This window comes from Vibrio ulleungensis (assembly GCF_016900875.1).
Taxonomy (GTDB): domain Bacteria; phylum Pseudomonadota; class Gammaproteobacteria; order Enterobacterales; family Vibrionaceae; genus Vibrio; species Vibrio ulleungensis.
This window is the reverse complement of record NZ_JAFEUM010000007.1, coordinates 82889-103212: the sequence shown is the minus strand read 5'-3', so window position 1 is coordinate 103212 and position 20324 is coordinate 82889. Positions and strand designations below refer to the sequence as shown.

At 46.3% G+C, this 20324-nt stretch carries 18 protein-coding genes and 8 tRNA genes; 25 read left to right on the top strand and 1 reads right to left on the bottom strand.

Annotated features, from left to right (window positions below; all coding sequences use genetic code 11):
• Positions 1-50: 50 nt before the first annotated feature.
• From eno to rpoS, 9 genes are all read left to right on the top strand, one after another.
• Positions 51-1349: a phosphopyruvate hydratase gene (gene eno / locus JQC93_RS15925; protein WP_205159391.1), complete on the top strand. Its 1299-nt coding sequence runs from the start codon at positions 51-53 to the stop codon at positions 1347-1349.
• A 201-nt stretch (positions 1350-1550) separates the two neighbouring features.
• A complete protein-coding gene (gene ftsB, locus JQC93_RS15920) occupies positions 1551-1826 on the top strand; it encodes a cell division protein FtsB (protein WP_084883942.1) in 276 nt (91 codons plus the stop codon).
• Positions 1827-1886: 60 nt separating this feature from the next.
• Positions 1887-2606 (top strand): 2-C-methyl-D-erythritol 4-phosphate cytidylyltransferase, encoded by a 720-nt coding sequence (gene ispD / locus JQC93_RS15915; protein ID WP_205159390.1) that lies wholly within the window; start codon positions 1887-1889, stop codon positions 2604-2606.
• Positions 2599-3081, top strand: a complete 483-nt coding sequence (gene ispF, locus JQC93_RS15910) for a 2-C-methyl-D-erythritol 2,4-cyclodiphosphate synthase (RefSeq protein WP_205159389.1) — start codon at positions 2599-2601, stop codon at positions 3079-3081. The genes ispD and ispF overlap by 8 nt, the downstream gene beginning before the upstream one ends.
• Positions 3081-4130 carry a tRNA pseudouridine(13) synthase TruD gene (truD, locus tag JQC93_RS15905; protein ID WP_205159388.1) on the top strand — a complete coding sequence of 350 codons (1050 nt, stop codon included), beginning with the start codon at positions 3081-3083 and terminating at the stop codon, positions 4128-4130. Before ispF ends, truD begins: the two co-directional genes overlap by 1 nt.
• Positions 4131-4892 (top strand): 5'/3'-nucleotidase SurE, encoded by a 762-nt coding sequence (surE, locus tag JQC93_RS15900; protein WP_205159387.1) that lies wholly within the window; start codon positions 4131-4133, stop codon positions 4890-4892.
• A 7-nt stretch (positions 4893-4899) separates the two neighbouring features.
• Positions 4900-5523 carry a protein-L-isoaspartate(D-aspartate) O-methyltransferase gene (locus tag JQC93_RS15895; RefSeq protein WP_205159386.1) on the top strand — a complete coding sequence of 208 codons (624 nt, stop codon included), beginning with the start codon at positions 4900-4902 and terminating at the stop codon, positions 5521-5523.
• 24 nt (positions 5524-5547) lie between these two features.
• Positions 5548-6453 carry a peptidoglycan DD-metalloendopeptidase family protein gene (locus tag JQC93_RS15890; protein ID WP_205159532.1) on the top strand — a complete coding sequence of 302 codons (906 nt, stop codon included), beginning with the start codon at positions 5548-5550 and terminating at the stop codon, positions 6451-6453.
• 53 nt (positions 6454-6506) lie between these two features.
• Positions 6507-7487, top strand: coding sequence for an RNA polymerase sigma factor RpoS (gene rpoS / locus JQC93_RS15885; protein ID WP_205159385.1), 981 nt, complete (start codon positions 6507-6509; stop codon positions 7485-7487).
• 62 nt (positions 7488-7549) lie between these two features.
• Here the strand turns inward: rpoS and mutS are convergent, their stop codons facing one another.
• The gene (gene mutS / locus JQC93_RS15880) at positions 7550-10078 is read right to left on the bottom strand and encodes a DNA mismatch repair protein MutS (RefSeq protein ID WP_236009619.1); all 2529 of its coding nucleotides are present in this window, start codon (positions 10076-10078) and stop codon (positions 7550-7552) included.
• Between the two features lie 109 nt (positions 10079-10187).
• Here mutS and JQC93_RS15875 point away from each other — a divergent pair, with 109 nt between their 5' ends.
• From JQC93_RS15875 to oadA, 16 genes are all read left to right on the top strand, one after another.
• Positions 10188-10670: a CinA family protein gene (locus JQC93_RS15875; protein ID WP_205159383.1), complete on the top strand. Its 483-nt coding sequence runs from the start codon at positions 10188-10190 to the stop codon at positions 10668-10670.
• 91 nt (positions 10671-10761) lie between these two features.
• On the top strand, positions 10762-11787 hold the full coding sequence (gene recA / locus JQC93_RS15870; RefSeq protein ID WP_205159382.1) for a recombinase RecA: 1026 nt from the start codon (positions 10762-10764) through the stop codon (positions 11785-11787).
• A gap of 166 nt (positions 11788-11953) precedes the next feature.
• A complete protein-coding gene (gene recX / locus JQC93_RS15865; protein WP_205159381.1) occupies positions 11954-12436 on the top strand; it encodes a recombination regulator RecX in 483 nt (160 codons plus the stop codon).
• A 64-nt stretch (positions 12437-12500) separates the two neighbouring features.
• Complete coding sequence (gene alaS / locus JQC93_RS15860) at positions 12501-15083, top strand: alanine--tRNA ligase (RefSeq protein WP_205159380.1); 2583 nt, start codon at positions 12501-12503, stop codon at positions 15081-15083.
• 189 nt (positions 15084-15272) lie between these two features.
• Positions 15273-16451: an aspartate kinase gene (locus JQC93_RS15855; protein WP_205159379.1), complete on the top strand. Its 1179-nt coding sequence runs from the start codon at positions 15273-15275 to the stop codon at positions 16449-16451.
• A gap of 75 nt (positions 16452-16526) precedes the next feature.
• A complete protein-coding gene (gene csrA, locus JQC93_RS15850; RefSeq protein WP_205159378.1) occupies positions 16527-16724 on the top strand; it encodes a carbon storage regulator CsrA in 198 nt (65 codons plus the stop codon).
• A 187-nt stretch (positions 16725-16911) separates the two neighbouring features.
• Positions 16912-17004: transfer RNA gene (locus tag JQC93_RS15845), tRNA-Ser, on the top strand.
• Between the two features lie 40 nt (positions 17005-17044).
• A tRNA-Arg gene (locus JQC93_RS15840) sits at positions 17045-17121 on the top strand.
• A gap of 31 nt (positions 17122-17152) precedes the next feature.
• A tRNA-Ser gene (locus JQC93_RS15835) sits at positions 17153-17245 on the top strand.
• A gap of 91 nt (positions 17246-17336) precedes the next feature.
• Positions 17337-17413: transfer RNA gene (locus JQC93_RS15830), tRNA-Arg, on the top strand.
• 44 nt (positions 17414-17457) lie between these two features.
• Positions 17458-17534, top strand: a tRNA-Arg gene (locus JQC93_RS15825).
• Positions 17535-17573: 39 nt separating this feature from the next.
• Positions 17574-17650, top strand: a tRNA-Arg gene (locus JQC93_RS15820).
• A gap of 41 nt (positions 17651-17691) precedes the next feature.
• A tRNA-Arg gene (locus JQC93_RS15815) sits at positions 17692-17768 on the top strand.
• 40 nt (positions 17769-17808) lie between these two features.
• Positions 17809-17885: transfer RNA gene (locus tag JQC93_RS15810), tRNA-Arg, on the top strand.
• 366 nt (positions 17886-18251) lie between these two features.
• A complete protein-coding gene (locus JQC93_RS15805; RefSeq protein ID WP_084888161.1) occupies positions 18252-18515 on the top strand; it encodes an oxaloacetate decarboxylase subunit gamma in 264 nt (87 codons plus the stop codon).
• Positions 18516-18539: 24 nt separating this feature from the next.
• Positions 18540-20324 (top strand): sodium-extruding oxaloacetate decarboxylase subunit alpha, encoded by a 1785-nt coding sequence (gene oadA / locus JQC93_RS15800; RefSeq protein ID WP_205159377.1) that lies wholly within the window; start codon positions 18540-18542, stop codon positions 20322-20324.

The following is a 20324-nucleotide window of genomic DNA, read 5'->3' as shown; positions in this document are numbered from 1 at the left end:
ATGTGCAGCTGCCTTTAATTTTGACATTTAATATAATTGAGGAAGGACTAATGTCTAAGATCGTTAAAGTTCTAGGTCGTGAAATCATCGACTCTCGCGGTAACCCAACTGTTGAAGCTGAAGTACACCTAGAAGGTGGCTTCGTAGGTATGGCGGCTGCGCCATCTGGTGCTTCTACTGGTTCTCGTGAAGCGCTTGAACTACGTGATGGTGATAAAGCACGTTTCCTAGGTAAAGGTGTTCTTAAAGCAGTTGAAGCTGTAAATGGCGAAATTGCTGAAGCACTAGTTGGTAAAGATGCAAAAGCACAAGCTGACATCGACCAAGTTATGATCGACCTAGACGGCACTGAAAACAAATCTAAGTTTGGTGCTAACGCAATCCTAGCTGTATCTCTAGCAAACGCTAAAGCAGCAGCTGCTGCTAAAGGCATGCCTCTTTTTGAGCACATTGCTGAACTAAACGGTACTGCTGGTCAGTTCTCTATGCCTCTACCAATGATGAACATCATCAACGGTGGTGAGCACGCAGACAACAACGTTGACATCCAAGAGTTCATGATCCAACCAGTTGGTGCTAAAACTCTTAAAGAAGCTCTACGTGTAGGCGCTGAAGTATTCCACAACCTAGCTAAAGTTCTTAAGTCTAAAGGCTACAGCACTGCAGTTGGTGACGAAGGTGGTTTTGCTCCTAACCTTAAGTCTAACGCTGAAGCTCTAGAAGTTATCGCAGAAGCTGTTGCTGCTGCTGGTTACGAGCTTGGTAAAGACGTAACTCTAGCTATGGACTGTGCTGCATCTGAGTTCTTCGACAAAGAAGCTGGCATCTACAACATGAAGGGCGAAGGTAAGACTTTCTCTTCTGAAGAGTTCAACCACTACCTAGCAGAGCTAGCTAGCAAGTTCCCTATCGTTTCTATCGAAGACGGTCTAGACGAGTCTGATTGGGATGGCTTCAAGCACCAAACTGAACTACTAGGTGACAAGCTTCAACTAGTAGGTGATGACCTGTTCGTAACTAACACTAAGATCCTAGCGAAAGGTATCGAAATGGGTGTTGCTAACTCTATCCTTATCAAGTTTAACCAAATCGGTTCTCTAACAGAGACTCTAGCTGCAATCAAGATGGCTAAAGACGCTGGCTACACTGCAGTAATCTCTCACCGTTCTGGCGAAACTGAAGATGCAACTATCGCAGACCTTGCGGTAGGTACAGCTGCAGGCCAAATCAAGACTGGTTCTATGAGCCGTTCTGACCGTGTTGCTAAGTACAACCAACTTATCCGCATCGAAGAAGCTCTAGGTGAAAAAGCACCTTACAACGGTCTTAAAGAAGTTAAAGGTCAATAATTCTTTTTGAATTAACTGATTTTGCTTTTAAACGCTCTACTTAGGTAGGGCGTTTTTTTTGGGGGTCAGAGTAAGTAAATGGGGTCAGAGTCATTCGACTCTGACCCCATTTACTTACTCTGACCCCAACATGCTTTCGCTGGTCGCGACAATCGGCAAAATATGGTATATATGCAGCAACAATCACGGATGTTGAGCACTATGCGAAGTTTTACCGCAGCCTTAGTTTTGATCTTAGCTTGGTTACAGTATTCACTGTGGTTCGGCACTAATGGCTATCAAGATTACGCCGAAGTAAGGCAAGAGATTGATGTGCAGCAAGCGGTGAATAACGAACTGCTCCAGCGCAATAATGAAATGTACGCCGAAATAGACGATTTGCGCCAAGGTTTGGACGCCATCGAAGAGCGTGCGCGTCACGAGCTAGGCATGATAAAGGAAGGGGAAACCTTTTACCGAATTATCGAAACGCCATAGAGTTTCCTCAAACCGTTGTGCTACCCCTCATTACATTAATTAAGAATTAGACATTTTCAGATGCCAGAAAATACGCTCTCAATCGTTGCTATCGTGCCCGCCGCTGGTGTGGGAAGTCGTATGCAAGCGGATCGACCTAAGCAGTATCTAACTCTACAAAATAAAACTATTTTGGAGCACACCGTGCACCAGTTGTTGGCTCACCCATTAATTCATCGGGTGATAATCGCGCTGAGTGAACAAGATCCTTACTTCGATTCACTGCCACTGTCTAACGATCCACGCGTCACACGAGTGTGCGGTGGCAAAGAAAGAGCGGACTCAGTACTATCGGGACTTAATGCAGTTGTAGAGCCACACAATACCTTTGCGCTGGTACACGATGCTGCACGACCTAATGTGTCACATCAGGACATCTCTCGCTTAATCGATACCGGTGTAAAGCATCCCGTGGGTGCGATTTTGGCTTCGCCTGTAAAAGACACTATGAAGCGAAGTAATATGTCAGGAGAGATCACTCAAACGGTGGACCGAGAAAAACTGTGGCACGCGCTTACTCCACAGCTTTTTAATGCCGAGCAGTTAAAAATGGCATTAGAGCATGGGCTAAAAACCGGGGCGGTAATTACTGATGAAGCATCTGCAATGGAGAATATCGACCGTTTTCCAAGCATTGTTGCGGGGCGCTCTGATAACATCAAGGTGACCTCACCAGAAGATTTAGAATTAATGACTTTTTACTTAAGCAAGCGAGACTTTCAGGAGACGACAGATGTTTAGAATTGGGCACGGCTTTGATGTTCACAAATTTGGTGGAGACGGCCCAGTGATAATTGGCGGTGTTTCTATTCCTTATGAGTTGGGCTTAGTGGCTCACTCCGACGGTGATGTTGCTTTGCATGCACTAGCAGATGCTCTACTGGGAGCGATCGCCGCAGGTGATATAGGTCACCACTTTCCGGATACCGATGATGAGTGGAAAGGCGCAAACAGTCGTGACTTGCTAAAAGAAGTATACCGACAAGTAAGACTTAAAGGTTATTGCCTAGTCAATGCAGATGTAACGATTATGGCTCAGGCCCCTAAAATGGCGCCACATATACAAGCTATGCGCAAAGCGATTTCTGAAGATTTGTGCAGTGAGTTAGACGCAATTAATGTAAAAGCCACGACCACCGAGAAACTCGGGTTTGTGGGTCGAAAAGAGGGCATTGCTGCTGAAGCGGTTGTTCTTATTCAAAAGGAGAGCATCTAATGTCTACTGAGATCGAATGGCCTTATCTATACGGTGCGCCTAAAGCCAACGCCACCATAAAAGGTGCCCCTGAGCATTTCAAAGTCGATGAGCTATTAAGCTTTGAGTTAACCGGTGAAGGTGAGCATGTCTTACTTCGAATCGAAAAAACCGGTGAAAATACCAGTTTTGTGGCGAACGAACTAGCGAGATTCTGCGGGGTTAAAACCAAAGATGTCTCTTGGGCAGGCCTTAAAGATCGTCATGCAGTCACGCAGCAGTGGTTCAGTATCCATTTACCAAAACACGAATTGGACTTTGCCGATTTTGAAAAGCTTTACCCAAGCGTCAAAATCCTTAAACAAACACGCCATAATAAGAAGCTTCGCCCAGGTGATAACAGCGGCAATCAGTTTTCGATTGTGCTTACCAATGTTTCAGACGTTGACGACGTCGAAGAGCGACTTAAAAAAGTGGTTGAAAATGGTGTCCCTAATTATTTTGGTGAGCAAAGATTCGGGCGTGATCGCAACAATGTCACAGAAGCCGCTCGTTGGGGGCGTGATAATGTTCGCACTCGTAACCAAAACAAGCGCAGCTTATATCTTTCTGCAGCTCGTTCATGGATCTTTAATCAGATTGTGGCTGAGAGAATAAAACAAAACTGTTTTAATTCACCTGTTTTGGGAGACCTAGTTCAAATAGGTGATGAGCTTAGGTTGATCAATGAGCAGAATATTGGCAACGTTTCATCTGATCAGGGTGAGATTACCGCCGCGCTTGCGGGCGATAACGCATTGCCGACTGCGCAAGATGCTCTGCAACTGGAACAGGCACAGCTAGATAAAGAGCCCGATCTAATGGCGCTGATTCGTGGAAATCGTATGCGTCATGACCGCCGTGCAGTAATGCTTAAGCCAGAAAAATTTGAGTGGCAATGGCAAGGTAATGATCTCACGCTCAACTTTGAGCTCGATAGCGGCTGCTTTGCAACGACCATAGTGCGAGAGCTTGCATTAACAACCGAGCCTGAAAGACATTACCCAGATGCGACACAAGGAAAAAATTAGGTGAGAATACTACTGAGTAATGACGATGGTGTGCATGCTGAAGGTATCCGAACGTTAGCAAAGGAATTAGCCGATATCGCAGAGGTGACCATCGTTGCCCCTGATCGTAACCGCTCTGGCGCATCGAACTCTCTAACTCTAGAGACGCCACTGCGCGTGAGTGAGATTGAGCCGAATGTGTATTCAGTGCAAGGCACACCAACCGACTGTGTGCACTTTGCGCTTAATGAGTTGATGAAAGACGATTTACCCGACTTAGTGTTGGCAGGAATTAACCACGGCGCAAACCTTGGTGATGATACGCTTTATTCTGGCACAGTAGCTGCTGCGATGGAGGGACACTTCTTAGGAGTGCAATCCATCGCTTTTTCTTTGGTTGGTCACCAACATTTTGCGCAAGCAGCAAAAATTGCCAAGCAATTGGTTCAACATCATCAACAGAATCGAATTCCAACAAATCGTCTATTGAATGTGAATTTTCCAGACATTCATACGCTTTCAATTGAGGAGCTAGACATCACTCGCCTTGGGGCAAGGCATCACTCTGAAAGCATGATTAAACAACAAGATCCAAGAGGTCACGATATCTATTGGCTCGGCCCTCCAGGGAAAGAGCAAGATGCAGGGGAAGGTACAGACTTTTATGCTATTGAGCACAACCGTATTTCGATTACCCCGCTTCAAGTTGATCTCACGGCTCATGAATCACTTCCAAGTATGAAGCAGTGGATCCACGGGACAACTAACAGGGATGGAGAGTAGTTAATCGATGATGCCAAAAGTGAAAAGGCTTTTGCAGCAGCTCCAATCGATGGGAGTCGATGCACCTGAAGTGTTGGACGCTATAGCGACAGTGCCCAGAGAACAATTTTTATCTCAAGCAATGCAACATCAAGCCTGGGATAATAATGCGTTGCCAATTGGCAGCGGGCAAACCATCTCGCAACCCTATATTGTGGCGAAAATGACGCAACTGCTTGATCTTAATTACAGCAGTAAAATACTAGAGGTTGGGACTGGGTGTGGTTATCAGACGGCTGTTCTGTCTCAGTTGGTCGAGAAAGTGCATACCATCGAACGGATAAAAACCCTTCAATGGGACGCTAAGCGTCGACTCAAACAGCTTGATGTGTATAACGTAGCGTATAAACATGGAGATGGTTGGCAAGGTTGGGCAAGTAAAGCGCCCTTTGATGCCATCCTCGTGACCGCCGCGGCCGATGTTGTTCCGGAAGTTTTAGTAGAACAACTCAATGACGGCGGTAAAATGATCATACCGATTGGTACCGAACAACAGAGTTTGTATTTGATTGAAAAGTCTAATGGTACGGTGACTCACCAAATGATTGAGCCGGTTAAGTTTGTACCATTGGTTGCAGGAGAACTTGGCTAAGTGTTTCGTTTGTTATCCGTTATTATGATCACCTTACTGCTGGTTGCGTGCGCGCCAACGGGTAGTGGCGATCGTTATAAAACCGATGACAAAGGAACCTATAGAGGCAGTTACTACGTGGTTAACAAAGGTGACACGTTGTACTACATCTCCTACATCACCGATAAAGATGTGAATACCCTTGTCGCACTTAACGGACTTAAGCCGCCTTACACCATAAAGCCAGGACAAAGAATTAAGTTGTGGTCTCGCTCTTATAATCCAGTGCCTTATGCTGGTACTGGATCGGGTGACAGTGCTTCCAAAACTGCAACAACTTCAACAAAAAACGAGACAAAAAACACCGCTGATGCAGCAGCCACTACAGCGGCAGTGGCAACGGCCTCAACCGCAAGTAGCGCGGGGGCTGGTGCTAGTTCTTCCCCATCTAGCACTACAACTAAAGTCGAACCGACAGCCAACAAAACTTCGACGCAAACGGTTGCACAGCAGCCGACAAAGGAGTATGTTGAAAATCAGAATATTAACAATTCTGCAAAGAGTACGTCATCTAGTAACAGTAATGTGGCGTCGTGGAAGTGGCCCACTAAAGGTCGTGTCGTAGACAAGTTCTCTAGTGGGGATCAAGGAAATAAAGGGATTGATATCGCAGGCTCGCGCGGTCAATCGGTTGTTTCCACCGCTGATGGTAGTGTCGTCTATTCGGGAAGTGCGCTACGAGGTTACGGTAACTTAGTAATCGTAAAGCATAATGACAAATATTTAAGTGCATACGCCCATAACGATACGCTGTTAGTAAAAGAAGGGCAGAGTGTGAAAGCGGGACAAAAAATCGCGACTATGGGTAGCTCCGGTCGAACCGATGTCCGCCTACACTTTGAGATTCGATACCAAGGCAAGTCCGTCGATCCGATGAGATATTTGCCTTAAATTCAGCGACATAGAGAGTAGTAATGTCTTGCTGACTCGCCAGGGGAGGCGCTATGAGTACTAGCAACACAGCAACGAAAGTTAACGAAATCAACCAACCAGAACCTGAAGTTGTCATTGCGGCAATCGAAGAGACACCCGCAGCTGTCGAAACTAAAACAGTTAAAGAAGACTTTGACGACTCATCCAAAAACCTTGATGCCACACAGCTCTATTTAGGAGAAATTGGCTTCTCACCACTCCTTACTGCCGAGGAAGAAGTTTTATACGCACGTCGTGCATTACGCGGCGACGATGCAGCTCGCAAGCGCATGATCGAAAGTAACCTTCGATTGGTGGTTAAAATATCTCGTCGCTACTCAAATCGTGGCCTAGCACTGCTTGATCTTATTGAAGAGGGCAATTTAGGATTGATTCGAGCCGTAGAGAAATTTGACCCAGAGCGTGGCTTCCGTTTCTCAACTTACGCGACATGGTGGATACGACAGACTATTGAACGCGCACTCATGAACCAGACTAGAACCATTCGTCTGCCTATTCATGTGGTTAAAGAGTTAAACATATACCTGCGTACTGCACGTGAACTATCACAAAAATTGGATCACGAGCCGACTGCCGAAGAGATCGCACGACAACTAGACAAACCTGTCGAAGATGTCAGTAAAATGCTGCGATTGAACGAGCGTGTCAGTTCTGTTGATACCCCAATTGGCGGTGATGGTGATAAAGCACTGCTAGACATTATTCCCGATAATCACTCCGATCCTGAAGTCTCTACTCAAGACAGTGATATAAAGAGTTCACTGATCCAGTGGCTTGATGAACTTAACCCCAAACAGAAAGAAGTTTTGGCGCGTCGTTTTGGTCTGCTTGGTTATGAGCCTTCAACGTTGGAAGAGGTAGGGCGTGAGATTTCTCTTACTCGTGAACGTGTAAGACAGATCCAGGTAGAAGGCCTTAGAAGGTTAAGAGAAATAGTGATTAAACATGGCTTAAGCATGGAATCGTTGTTCGATATCGACAAAGAAGCTTAAGACAACCAATAAAAGTACTATTCATTGTAAAACGCCACTCCTTTTGGAGTGGCGTTTTTTTGTTAGTGGGTGAGTTTTTTTAAGCGATAGAGCTCATCTAAGGCTTGACGAGGTGTGAGTTCATCGGGGTCTATCGCTTGCAAGGCCACTTCTACTTCAGAAGGCTCTGGGATCAAGCTCAATTGATGCTCTTGCTTAACTGTGGCTCTGTTTGTTGGGGGCGATTGGGTTTCCAATTGGCTCAGTTTATTACGAGCATTACGGATAACGGCTTTAGGCACGCCTGCTAGCCCAGCAACAGCCAAACCATAAGACTTACTAGCGGCCCCTTCTTGAACAGCATGCATAAACGCAATATCTTCGCCATGTTCAATGGCATCTAGGTGCACATTGGCAAGGTTTGGTAACAAACCAGGCATATCGGTGAGCTCAAAGTAATGTGTGGCAAACAGGGTCATTGCGCCAAGTTTTTTGGCTAGCCATTCTGCGCTCGCCCACGCGAGAGAAAGTCCATCGTAAGTGCTTGTACCGCGTCCAATTTCATCCATAAGCACCAAACTATTGCTGGTGGCGTTGTGTAAGATGTTGGCCGTTTCAGTCATTTCGACCATGAATGTCGACCGACCAGAAGCAAGATCGTCAGAGGCGCCAATACGGGTAAAGATGCGATCTAGGATACCCATGCTGGCACTCTCTGCTGGGACGAAAGAGCCGATGTGAGCCAGCAATGCAATAAGTGCCGTCTGACGCATGTAGGTCGACTTACCTCCCATGTTTGGGCCAGTAATAATCAGCATCTTTCGCGTTGAGTGAAGCGATACAGGGTTGGCAATAAAAGGCTCATCCAACACATGCTCGACAACCGGATGACGGCCACCACTGATGTTAATCTGAGGTGTATCTACAAATTCAGGACGACAATAGTCGAGTGATTCTGCGCGTTCAGCGAGGTTTTGCAAAACATCGAGTTGAGACAACGCCGACGCAAGGATCTGTAATTGCTCAATGCTAGGCATGATGAGATCAAACAGCTCTTCCCACAGCTTCTTTTCGACTGCCAGCGCCTTGGATTTTGAACTCAACACTTTATCTTCATGCTCTTTGAGCTCAGGGATAATGTAACGCTCTGCGTTTTTGAGTGTTTGTCTGCGCACATAGTGCGCAGGCACAAGGTGGCTCTGGCCGCGGCTTACTTGAATAAAAAAGCCGTGCACTGCGTTATAACCAACCTTTAGAGTATCGATACCGTGTCGGTCACGCTCATCGGCTTCTAACTTCTCAAGATACTCAGTGGCACCGTCAGCAAGAGCGCGCCACTCGTCCAACTCGGCATTGTAGCCGGTTGCGATGACGCCACCGTCGCGGATCACCACTGGAGGGTTATCTTTTATAGCCCTATTGAGCAGGTCAAACAACTCGTCCAAAGGTGAGGATTGCTCGCGAAGTGCCTGCAAATAAGCATCGGATGCCGGTTCTAAGATTGCTGAAAGGTTAGGTAGCTCTTCCAATGCGGTTCTCAAGCGAGAGAGATCGCGTGGTCTTGCTGATCGAATGGCTAAGCGAGCGATAATACGTTCAATGTCGCCAATCTGCTTGAGAGATGGGTTAATCTCGTCAAACATCGCCGACTCTTTAATTTCTGATACTGCATTAAGGCGTTGGTTGATTTCCGAAATCGAGCGTGTCGGCTGATGTATCCAGCGCTTAAGCATTCGGCTGCCCATTGCCGTAGCGGTTTTGTCTAAGACTTCGGCTAGAGTGTTATCGGTTCCTCCAGCGAGGTTTTGAGTAAGCTCAAGGTTGCGACGCGTGGCCGCGTCGAGGATCACTGAATGATCTTGGCTGTCGACCGTGATACTGCGGATATGCGGTAAAGCAGTGCGCTGAGTATCTTTGACATACTGTATTAAGCAGCCTGCTGCGCATAAACCAAATGTGGATTGCTCAACGCCAAAGCCCACTAAATCTTTTGTGCCAAACTGCTGGTTAAGTTGTTGTTTTGCTGTGTCGAGATCAAACTCCCAAATCGGGCGTCGTCGATTACCGTTGCGCGACTCAAACAGTTGTACAGCTTCAAAGTCTTCAGCAAACAGCAGCTCTTTAGGAGAGGTACGCTGCAACTCAGCTTGCATGGCCTCCAACGTTGCTGGTTCGCATAATAAAAATCGGCCAGATGTAATATCTAGTGTCGAATACCCGAATTTGTCACCTTGTTGATAAATTGCCGCAATTAGGTTGTCACTGCGTTCATTTAATAAGGCTTCGTCCGTGACTGTACCAGGGGTTACTATGCGTACGACTTTACGATCGACAGGACCTTTACTGGTTGCAGGGTCACCCACTTGCTCGCATATAGCGACGGACTCGCCAAGTTGAACAAGCTTAGCAAGATACCCTTCAACAGCATGAAATGGGACACCAGCCATCGGAATCGGCTCTCCGGCTGAGGCGCCTCGTTTAGTCAGCGATATATCGAGTAGTTGTGACGCTCGTTTTGCGTCATCGTAGAAGAGTTCGTAAAAATCACCCATGCGATAAAACAGCAGAATATCGGGGTTCTCTGCCTTAAGTTTTAAGTACTGTTGCATCATTGGCGTATGTTTTGGTGCAGAGGTCACGAATCTTACCTATTGTCACTTTACTGGAAACGGTTGGCGCTTAGGATACGTGAATCAACGCACCACGAAAAGAGAGCACTTCATGGTTAAAGATAATTTGATTGCAGAATTTGCCACCGTCATGTTGGAAACAGGCCATGTACTTGTTACTGCCGAGAGCTGTACTGCTGGTGGTATTGCAAACTGGGTCACTGACATTTCAGGCAGTTCGGCATTTTTGGACCGAGGGTATGTGACTTATAGCAATCGAGCCAAAATCGATATGCTTGATGTGACGGCACAAACATTGGCTACCTACGGTGCTGTGAGTGAGCAGACCGCAAAAGAGATGGTACAAGGCGCTCTTAAAAATAGCCAAGCTTCGGTTGCGATTTCGGTAACGGGTATCGCAGGGCCAACTGGCGCGGTAGATGGCAAGCCAGTGGGCACGGTCTGTTTTGGTATTCAAATACAAGGTCATGAACCCCAAATTACTACCCAACACTTTGACGGGGACCGACGCTCGGTTCGTGAACAATCCATTGTCTTTGCCCTGCAATGGATAATGCAAAGTGTGAAAAAATAATTAATTTTTTATACAGGTATAGACACTGTATGAATTACCAGTATAATTCAATTCATAAACAGTACAGTTTGACACGATTTAAGAGGACGCAATGGACGACAACAAGCAAAAGGCACTAGCCGCAGCCCTAGGACAGATCGAAAAGCAATTTGGTAAAGGTTCGATCATGCGTCTTGGTGACAACCGCTCAATGGATGTAGAAACCATTTCTACTGGTTCATTGTCACTTGATATTGCACTTGGTGCTGGTGGTCTACCTATGGGCCGTATTGTTGAAGTGTACGGGCCAGAGTCGTCAGGTAAAACTACATTGACGCTTGAACTGATCGCAGCGGCGCAACGCGCTGGCAAAACCTGTGCATTCATCGATGCAGAACACGCTCTAGATCCTGTCTACGCAGAAAAACTCGGTGTTAATATCGAAGAGTTACTGGTTTCACAACCCGATACTGGTGAGCAAGCGTTAGAGATTTGTGACGCTCTTGCACGTTCAGGCGCAGTAGACGTAATGGTTGTCGACTCTGTTGCGGCACTGACACCTAAAGCCGAAATCGAAGGTGAAATGGGTGATAGTCACATGGGTCTTCAAGCACGTATGCTTTCTCAAGCGATGCGTAAGCTGACGGGTAACCTAAAACAGTCAAACTGTATGTGTATCTTTATCAACCAGATCCGTATGAAAATTGGCGTTATGTTCGGTAACCCTGAAACAACTACTGGTGGTAATGCACTTAAGTTTTACGCCTCAGTTCGTCTTGATATCCGCCGCACAGGCTCAATTAAAGAAGGCGACGAAATCGTTGGTAACGAGACTCGTATTAAAGTGGTTAAGAACAAGATTGCAGCACCATTTAAGCAAGCTGAAACTCAGATCATGTATGGTCTAGGTTTTAACCGTGAAGGTGAGCTTGTGGATCTTGGTGTGAAGCACAAGTTGGTTGAAAAAGCAGGTGCTTGGTACAGCTACAATGGTGACAAGATTGGTCAAGGTAAAGCGAATGCGGGTCGTTTTTTACGTGAGAACCCAGCAGTAGCGACTGAAATTGATACCGGACTTCGTGAGATGTTGCTTTCTACAGCAACAGCTGAAGAAGCGGAAGTAGAAGACGAGCTTTAAAAACAAACACTTAAATAAGCCCCGTCTTTTGACGGGGCTTATTTTTTTGTAGAGCGCTAACAATGTCGTATGCATTTAAACATCACTCACGGTGTGAATTGCAGTAACCTCGACATTATTGACGCGCAGACATGAGTCAAAACTCTCAGCATGGAGGCGATTACCGATGAATTACTCTTCTCGATCACCCTACACCCCTAAAGTAGACGCTAAATCCGCGGCAATTCAATTGTTGAGTCGACGTGATCATGGTGAATATGAATTACGCCAAAAAATGCTGAATAAAGGATACCCACTTGCAGATATCGATAACGCGCTGCATTTCTGTATTGAACACCGCTATTTAGATGATGAACGATTCGCTAAAAGCCAAGTAAGGCAGCATATATACAAGGGGCATGGCAAACGACGTATCTTACAAGACTTGAGTTTAAAAAAGGTATCGGAGTCTATCGCATTGCGTGCGTTAGAAGAGGAAGGTGTCGACTGGTTTGAATTAGCCAAAGAGACCGCGGATAAACGATTTAAAGGCCAAAAAAGCACAGACACCAAAGAGTACGCCAAACAAGTGCGCTTTTTACAGTATCGAGGGTTTGATTTTGACGAAATCAAGTACGCGATAGACTGTTTGGGGAGTATTCAGCACTAGTCGATTGTTATCGCTTGCTTTACAATGGGCAAAATTTTCACACCCAAATTTCAGGTAAAGCTGCATGTACATGAGCACTGACGAGGTTCGCAACGCGTTCCTTAAGTTTTTCGAGAGCAAAGGCCACCAGATCGTAGACTCTTCTTCTCTGGTTCCTCACAACGATCCTACTCTATTGTTCACCAACGCAGGGATGAACCAGTTTAAAGACTGCTTCCTTGGGTTGGAAAAGCGTGGTTACACTCGCGCCACCACTGCCCAACGTTGTGTACGTGCCGGTGGTAAACACAATGACCTCGAAAATGTTGGCTTTACTGCACGCCACCACACTTTCTTTGAAATGCTAGGTAACTTCAGCTTTGGTGATTACTTCAAAGAAGATGCCATCAATTTTGCGTGGGAGTTTCTAACTCAAGTTCTGCAACTGCCTCAAGATAAGCTGCTTGTGACAGTTTATGAAACCGATGACGAAGCGTTCGATATCTGGAATAAGCAAATTGGTGTTCCAGCCGATCGAATCGTACGTATTGGCGACAAAAAAGGTGGCAAGCCATACGAGTCAGATAACTTCTGGCAGATGGGTGATACGGGGCCATGTGGACCGTGTACTGAAATCTTTTACGATCACGGTGAACACATCTGGGGTGGCCGACCTGGTACACCAGAAGAAGACGGTGATCGCTTCATCGAAATTTGGAACAACGTTTTCATGCAGTTTAACCGTCATGCTGATGGCACTATGGAGCCTCTTCCAAAGCCTTCTGTTGATACGGGCATGGGTATTGAGCGTATCTCTGCCATTATGCAGGGCGTGCACTCAAACTATGAAATCGACGTATTCCAAACCCTAATCAAAGCAGCTTCTGAAGTCGTTGGCTACGACGACCTAAGCAACCAGTCGCTACGAGTAATTGCTGATCACATCCGTTCTTGTGCATTCCTAATTGTTGATGGTGTTATGCCGTCAAACGAAGGCCGTGGTTACGTACTTCGCCGTATTATTCGTCGTGCAGTGCGACACGGTAACAAGCTGGGTGCCAAAGGCCTTTTCTTCCACAAGTTGGTGGGCGTTCTAATTGAAGTGATGGGAACTGCTGGCCTTGAGCTGCAAAAACAACGTGCCATCGTTGAAAAAGTATTGCGAATCGAAGAAGAAAACTTTAGTCGTACGCTAGAGCGCGGTATGTCAATTCTAAACGATGCACTCGATAATCTAGAGGGTGATGTACTTGACGGTGAAACCGTGTTTAAACTTTACGACACCTACGGTTTCCCAGCGGATCTTACCAACGACGTCGCACGTGAGCGAAAGCTGACTATCGACGAAGCTGGCTTTGAGCAAGCGATGGAAGCGCAGCGTGCGCGTGCTAGAGAAGCGGGTCAGTTTGGTACGGACTACAACGCATCAATTAAAACCGATGCTGAATCTGAGTTTTGTGGTTATAACACTGCAAAAGGTGAAAGTATCATTTCTGTTCTTTTTAAAGACGGTGAAGAAGTTCAAAACCTGTCCGCTGGTGACCATGCAATAGCTATCTTAGCTGATACGCCTTTCTATGCAGAATCTGGCGGCCAATGTGGTGATGCAGGCCTATTGATCACTGAGTCTGGTGAGTTTGTTGTTGAAGATACACAAAAACTGGGTAACGCCATTGCTCATTACGGCTCTCTAAAACAGGGTGTTATCGCAGTAGGCGACGCAACGACCGCTCAAGTTGATGAAGCGCGCCGCGCCGCAATATCTCTTAACCACTCTGCGACTCACTTGCTGCACGCTGCACTTCGCAAAGTTTTGGGCGAGCACGTGAATCAAAAAGGCTCACTGGTTAAGGCAGAAAACTTACGTTTTGACTTCTCTCACCTTGAGGCAATGACCAAGCAAGAGATCAAACAAGTTGAGCGTTTGGTGAATAGTGAAATCCGCCGCAACCACACTATCCAGACCGACATCATGGACATAGAATCGGCCAAGCAAAAAGGTGCAATGGCACTGTTTGGCGAAAAATACGATGATGAAGTTCGCGTACTGTCTATGGGCGAGTTTTCGACAGAATTGTGTGGTGGTATACACGCTAGTGCTACCGGTGATATTGGTTTATTCAAAATCACACAAGAAGGTGGTATTGCTGCAGGTGTTCGCCGTATTGAAGCGGTCACGGCTGATGCAGCGCTAGATGCAATCGACACTCAAGTGAAGCAGTTCCAAACTCAGATCACTGATGCGGGCAAAAAAGCCAAATCACTTGAAAAAGAAATCTCTGCACTAAAAGAGAAAATTGCAGTAGCAGAAAGTGCCAATATCATGGGTAAAGTGACCGAAGTGAATGGCGTTAAAGTCCTTATTGCTGGTCTTGAAGGTGCGGATCCTAAGAATCTTAAGACCATGGTTGATGACATCAAGAACCAAGTGGGCACAGGCATCGTTTTGCTGGCGAACATTAGTGATGAGAAAATCAGCCTAGTGGCAGGTGTGACTAAAGATCTTACTGGCAAAGTCAAAGCGGGTGATTTGGTGAACTTCGTGGCCAAACAAGTTGGTGGTAAAGGTGGCGGTCGTCCAGATCTTGCACAGGCAGGCGGGACAGACATCGCAGCACTGCCACAGGCTGTCGAGCAAGTGAAAGCTTGGCTGGAAGAGCGCTTGTAAAAATTACTTGCCCCGTATGTAAATATGAATAGAATAGCGCCTCGTTCACATGACGTGGCGCAAAATCATTCAGGAAACCAAGTTGTAGTATTGAGTTTTACTCAGTAGCACACTTGGTTTTATTTTTTTCTAAATTTGGAGTAGTCGCACCAACAGGTGAGGCTAAATGATAGTAGTTAAGGCAATACAGTGACAGATTCGATTATCGTACAGAAGTTTGGTGGCACCTCAGTAGGCTCTATCGACCGCATTAGAGCGGTGGCAGAGCAGGTTATTAAAACCAAAGAACATGGGCATTCCGTAGTAGTCGTTGTTTCAGCGATGTCGGGAGAAACCAATCGTCTTCAGGTACTCGCCAATCAAGTCGATACCTTACCTTCTTCTCGAGAATTGGATGTCCTACTGTCTGCTGGTGAGCAGGTGTCTATGTCGCTTCTAGCGATGACGCTACAAAAGTTAGGACACGATGCTGTCTCGCTAACTGGATGGCAAGCGGGTATTCAAACCGATGAAAAGCACGCTCAAGCGCGCATCATTGGTATTAATACCGACGCTATTAATCAGCAACTTCAATTAGGAAAAATCGTCATTGTAGCGGGATTCCAAGGCATCACTGAACAAGGCAATATTTCGACTTTAGGCCGTGGCGGATCAGATACGACTGCCGTGACTTTAGCCGGTTATCTTGGTGCCAAAGAGTGCCAAATCTACACCGATGTGGATGGCGTCTACAGTTGCGACCCAAGGGTCGTCACTGCTGCGCGCAAACTCGACACTATTGGTTTTCAAGATATGATTGATATGGCCAAATATGGTGCAAAAGTATTGCACCTCCCTTGTGTCGAGTTTGCAGAGCAACATAACCTGCCTATTCGCGTATTGTCGTCGTTCTCTCCTTTGCAAGGAACTTTAGTGAAGGCTCAAGAGTCGAGTGGGGGCGTTGTAGGGGTTGCATTGCGTCGCAACCTGATGCAGATAACGTCCAACAATGAAACCATTGATAAATTGGTTGCGCAGTGTAACGAACAAGAGTTAGAAGTGTTTAGAGTACTGTCGAAAGATCAAAGTGGTGTGGTGGTGTCTCAAGTGGATCTTGCTAAACTCATGCAAGTTATTCATGAAGAAGCCGTTCATATTGACGACGTGTGTTCAGTGTCGCTAATTGGACGTTCCAATTTGAGCAGTATTCAAGCATTGGAGGCTCTGTTGGCCGAAGATGACATTGAAATTGTTTCTCACTCTTTATGTGAGAGACATACAATGATGCTTCTCGCACCGGAATACCTTGATAAAGCAGCAAATATCATTCACGATGTGTATGTGGATCAAAATGAGTTACTTTCAGTGTCAAAACGACGAGTTTCGTAACAAGTCGCTTTGCCTTTAGACCTTTTTGTTGAATAATAGAAATAATGCCGTGAATACAATTGCAAGGAGCATAGAATGTTAATTTTGACTCGCCGTGTTGGCGAAACATTGATGATTGGTGATGAAGTTACCGTTACCGTTTTGGGTGTTAAAGGCAACCAAGTACGTATTGGCGTAAACGCACCAAAAGAAGTATCTGTGCACCGTGAAGAAATTTACATGCGCATTCAAGCTGAAAAAGGCAACGGTAACGTAGCACCAAGCAGCTTCTAAGAAAAAGCCAGCATTCGCTGGCTTTTTTTGATCTAAAGTCGAGAAAAAACAGCGCGCTTTATCATCTAAAACAGCGCTTTTTACACGCTTTGGTCGATTACTGTGCTATCGCACAGTATTTCGTGTATTTTCCCAAAATTTTGTTTGACATATTTCGCCCAAATCGTAATATGTGCGTCCGCAAGATGGTGAGGTGGCCGAGAGGCTGAAGGCGCTCCCCTGCTAAGGGAGTATACGGTTTGTAGCCGTATCGAGGGTTCGAATCCCTCCCTCACCGCCATTCTTGTGGAAGCTAAAAGCAATAGCTTATAGCAAAATGCGCGCTCGTAGCTCAGCTGGATAGAGTACCTGGCTACGAACCAGGCGGTCGAAGGTTCGAATCCTTCCGAGCGCGCCATTCTTTGTTTCAAAGCAGAGAATAACAATGTGGTGAGGTGGCCGAGAGGCTGAAGGCGCTCCCCTGCTAAGGGAGTATACGGTTTGTAGCCGTATCGAGGGTTCGAATCCCTCCCTCACCGCCATTAATTTGCTGCGAAAATAGTTGGCCAAAGGGTCAATTTTTTTGTTTCTAAATTAGTGAAATGTGATATATTTCACACGCTTTAAAATTGCGCGCTCGTAGCTCAGCTGGATAGAGTACCTGGCTACGAACCAGGCGGTCGAAGGTTCGAATCCTTCCGAGCGCGCCATACATTTTTTTGCTGAAATAGACGATCATTAAATAGAATTCTGCGCGCTCGTAGCTCAGCTGGATAGAGTACCTGGCTACGAACCAGGCGGTCGAAGGTTCGAATCCTTCCGAGCGCGCCATCTTTCTTTTAGTGAATACGTCGATAGATAGAATATTGCGCGCTCGTAGCTCAGCTGGATAGAGTACCTGGCTACGAACCAGGCGGTCGAAGGTTCGAATCCTTCCGAGCGCGCCATCTTTTCTTTCAGTAAAATACATCGATAGACAGAATATTGCGCGCTCGTAGCTCAGCTGGATAGAGTACCTGGCTACGAACCAGGCGGTCGAAGGTTCGAATCCTTCCGAGCGCGCCATCTTCCCTTTCAATAGGCACATCGATACACAGAACATTGCGCGCTCGTAGCTCAGCTGGATAGAGTACCTGGCTACGAACCAGGCGGTCGAAGGTTCGAATCCTTCCGAGCGCGCCATTATTAAGAAACCCCGTAATTACACTGAGTAATACGGGGTTTTTTAACATTTCTGCATCATATTCGCATACACCTCTATTACATCTTTCTGTTTTTTCTGCTTTTTTTGATGTGAGTCGATACTAGATTCGGATTTAGTTGATGGGCCTCATGTTACTTTGCGCTATTTAGTAGTATTTTTTTTAGTCAAAATAGTTAGTTCATAAACTACCGGACGCAATGACCGAGTAAAGTTGTGTTTTTGACGCTGTATTCAGAATAGATGACAGATGTTTGACAAGCTTCAAGCAAAAGACATAATCCTAGGTCTGTCGCTGTCTTGCTTACCAAGCAGCGGAATGTCAGGACGATGAGAAAGGACTCACAATGACAAATATTGGAAGCCAATTAGTGGATGCGGCAACTCTCATGCTTACCGGCATGCTGGTTGTGTTTGTATTCCTCTCCATACTGATTGTATTGGTGCAGCTGCTGTCGAAAATCGCTCCCAAAGAGGAAGTGGTAAGCGCACCCGTAAAACGTAATACCTCCACCAAAGCGAATAATCAAAATAGTTCGGACGTCGATCCGAAAACGGTGGCCGCTATATCTGCAGCTGTACATAAGTACCGTGCAACTTCAGCGAAGTAGAACAATTTAAAAGGAGTTAAGCCCATGTCTAAACCACTTGCTTTAACTGATGTCGTGCTTCGCGATGCTCATCAGTCTTTATTTGCAACCCGCATGCGTATTGAAGACATGCTACCTATTGCAGCCGAACTTGATAAAGTCGGTTACTGGTCTCTCGAAACTTGGGGAGGCGCTACTTTTGACTCTTGCATTCGCTTTTTAGGCGAAGATCCTTGGGAGCGCTTACGCGAGCTCAAAAAAGCAATGCCAAATACACCAATGCAAATGCTATTGCGTGGTCAAAACCTACTGGGTTACCGCCATTATGCTGATGATGTGGTTACAAAATTTGTAGAGCGTGCACACAGCAACGGAATGGACGTATTCCGTATTTTTGATGCAATGAACGACGTGCGTAACTTCCAAACTGCGGTAAAGGCAGCGGTCGACGTCGGTGCACATGCGCAAGGTACGTTATCGTACACGACAAGCCCTGTGCACAACGCTGACACTTGGGTCGATTTGGCTAAACGTTTAGAAGACTTAGGTTGCCACTCGCTGTGTATTAAGGATATGTCTGGTCTGCTGCGTCCGTACGAAGCGGAAGAGCTTATTACTCGTATTAAAGCGTCTTGTGATATTCCGCTTGCGTTGCATTGTCATGCGACCACTGGTCTTTCTACGGCAACAGCCGTTAAAGCCGTTGAAGCTGGTATTGATATTCTTGATACTGCAATTTCGTCAATGAGCTGTACGTACGGTCACACGCCAACGGAAACCGTTGTCGCTATGCTGCAAGAGACAGAACGTGACACCAACCTCAAGCTTGACCAAATTGAACCTATAGCGGCTTACTTCCGCGAAGTACGTAAGAAATACGCGAAGTGGGAAGGTGCGCTAAAAGGCGTTGATTCTCGAATCCTTATCGCTCAAGTTCCGGGCGGCATGTTAACTAACATGGAAGGCCAACTTAAAGAGCAAGGCGCGGCGGATCGCATTGATGAAGTGCTTGAAGAGATCCCTCGTGTTCGTGAGGATCTTGGTTTTATTCCACTGGTAACGCCGACCTCTCAAATTGTGGGTACTCAAGCGGTGATCAACGTCTTAACTGGCGAGCGCTATAAGAGCATCACTAAAGAGACTGCAGGGGTACTAAAAGGTGAATACGGTTCGGCTCCGGCTGCAGTTAACGCCGACTTACAAGCTAAAGTGCTAGACGGGAAAGAACCTATTACCTGTCGTCCTGCCGATTTGCTAGACGACGAGCTGGATGCATTGACCACTGAACTGCTAGAGAAGTCTAAAGCTGAAGGGATCTCTTTGGCCGAGGATACGGTTGATGATGTTTTGACTTACGCATTGTTCCCTCAAGTAGGTCTTAAGTTCCTGAAAAACCGTCACAACCCGGATGCCTTTGAACCGGCTCCAGGCAAAGAGCCTGTAGTTGAAGCACCTGTTGCGGCTCCAGCTAAAGGTGGTGTTGAAGCCTATTCCGTGAAAGTAGATGGTCAAGTTTACGATGTTGAAGTTGGGCCTCAAGGCGAAGTGACTTCTGTGGCTCCTGCTAAAGGTGCGTCACAAGCAGCGCCTGCGGCACCTGTTGCATCGTCAGCGGCATCCGAAGATGTTCCTGCGCCATTAGCCGGTAACATCTTTAAAGTGAATGTACAAACCGGTGAGGAAGTCGAAGAAGGCGATGTATTGCTTATCCTTGAAGCCATGAAGATGGAAACCGAAGTACGTGCATCACGAGGCGGTGTCGTACACGACTTACACGTTAAAGAAGGTGATGCTGTGAAAGTAGGCTCACCACTATTAAGCTTGGAGTAA

Excerpts from the sequence above, each read along its gene's own strand:
- eno (WP_205159391.1), top strand. The coding sequence starts at position 51 with ATGTCTAAGATCGTTAAAGTTCTAGGTCGTGAAATCATCGACTCTCGC.
- ftsB (WP_084883942.1), top strand. The coding sequence starts at position 1,551 with ATGCGAAGTTTTACCGCAGCCTTAGTTTTGATCTTAGCTTGGTTACAG.
- ispD (WP_205159390.1), top strand. The coding sequence starts at position 1,887 with ATGCCAGAAAATACGCTCTCAATCGTTGCTATCGTGCCCGCCGCTGGT.
- ispF (WP_205159389.1), top strand. The coding sequence starts at position 2,599 with ATGTTTAGAATTGGGCACGGCTTTGATGTTCACAAATTTGGTGGAGAC.
- truD (WP_205159388.1), top strand. The coding sequence starts at position 3,081 with ATGTCTACTGAGATCGAATGGCCTTATCTATACGGTGCGCCTAAAGCC.
- JQC93_RS15895 (WP_205159386.1), top strand. The coding sequence starts at position 4,900 with ATGATGCCAAAAGTGAAAAGGCTTTTGCAGCAGCTCCAATCGATGGGA.
- JQC93_RS15890 (WP_205159532.1), top strand. The coding sequence starts at position 5,548 with ATGATCACCTTACTGCTGGTTGCGTGCGCGCCAACGGGTAGTGGCGAT.
- rpoS (WP_205159385.1), top strand. The coding sequence starts at position 6,507 with ATGAGTACTAGCAACACAGCAACGAAAGTTAACGAAATCAACCAACCA.
- mutS (WP_236009619.1), bottom strand. The coding sequence starts at position 10,078 with ATGATGCAACAGTACTTAAAACTTAAGGCAGAGAACCCCGATATTCTG.
- JQC93_RS15875 (WP_205159383.1), top strand. The coding sequence starts at position 10,188 with ATGGTTAAAGATAATTTGATTGCAGAATTTGCCACCGTCATGTTGGAA.
- recA (WP_205159382.1), top strand. The coding sequence starts at position 10,762 with ATGGACGACAACAAGCAAAAGGCACTAGCCGCAGCCCTAGGACAGATC.
- recX (WP_205159381.1), top strand. The coding sequence starts at position 11,954 with ATGAATTACTCTTCTCGATCACCCTACACCCCTAAAGTAGACGCTAAA.
- alaS (WP_205159380.1), top strand. The coding sequence starts at position 12,501 with ATGTACATGAGCACTGACGAGGTTCGCAACGCGTTCCTTAAGTTTTTC.
- csrA (WP_205159378.1), top strand. The coding sequence starts at position 16,527 with ATGTTAATTTTGACTCGCCGTGTTGGCGAAACATTGATGATTGGTGAT.
- JQC93_RS15805 (WP_084888161.1), top strand. The coding sequence starts at position 18,252 with ATGACAAATATTGGAAGCCAATTAGTGGATGCGGCAACTCTCATGCTT.
- oadA (WP_205159377.1), top strand. The coding sequence starts at position 18,540 with ATGTCTAAACCACTTGCTTTAACTGATGTCGTGCTTCGCGATGCTCAT.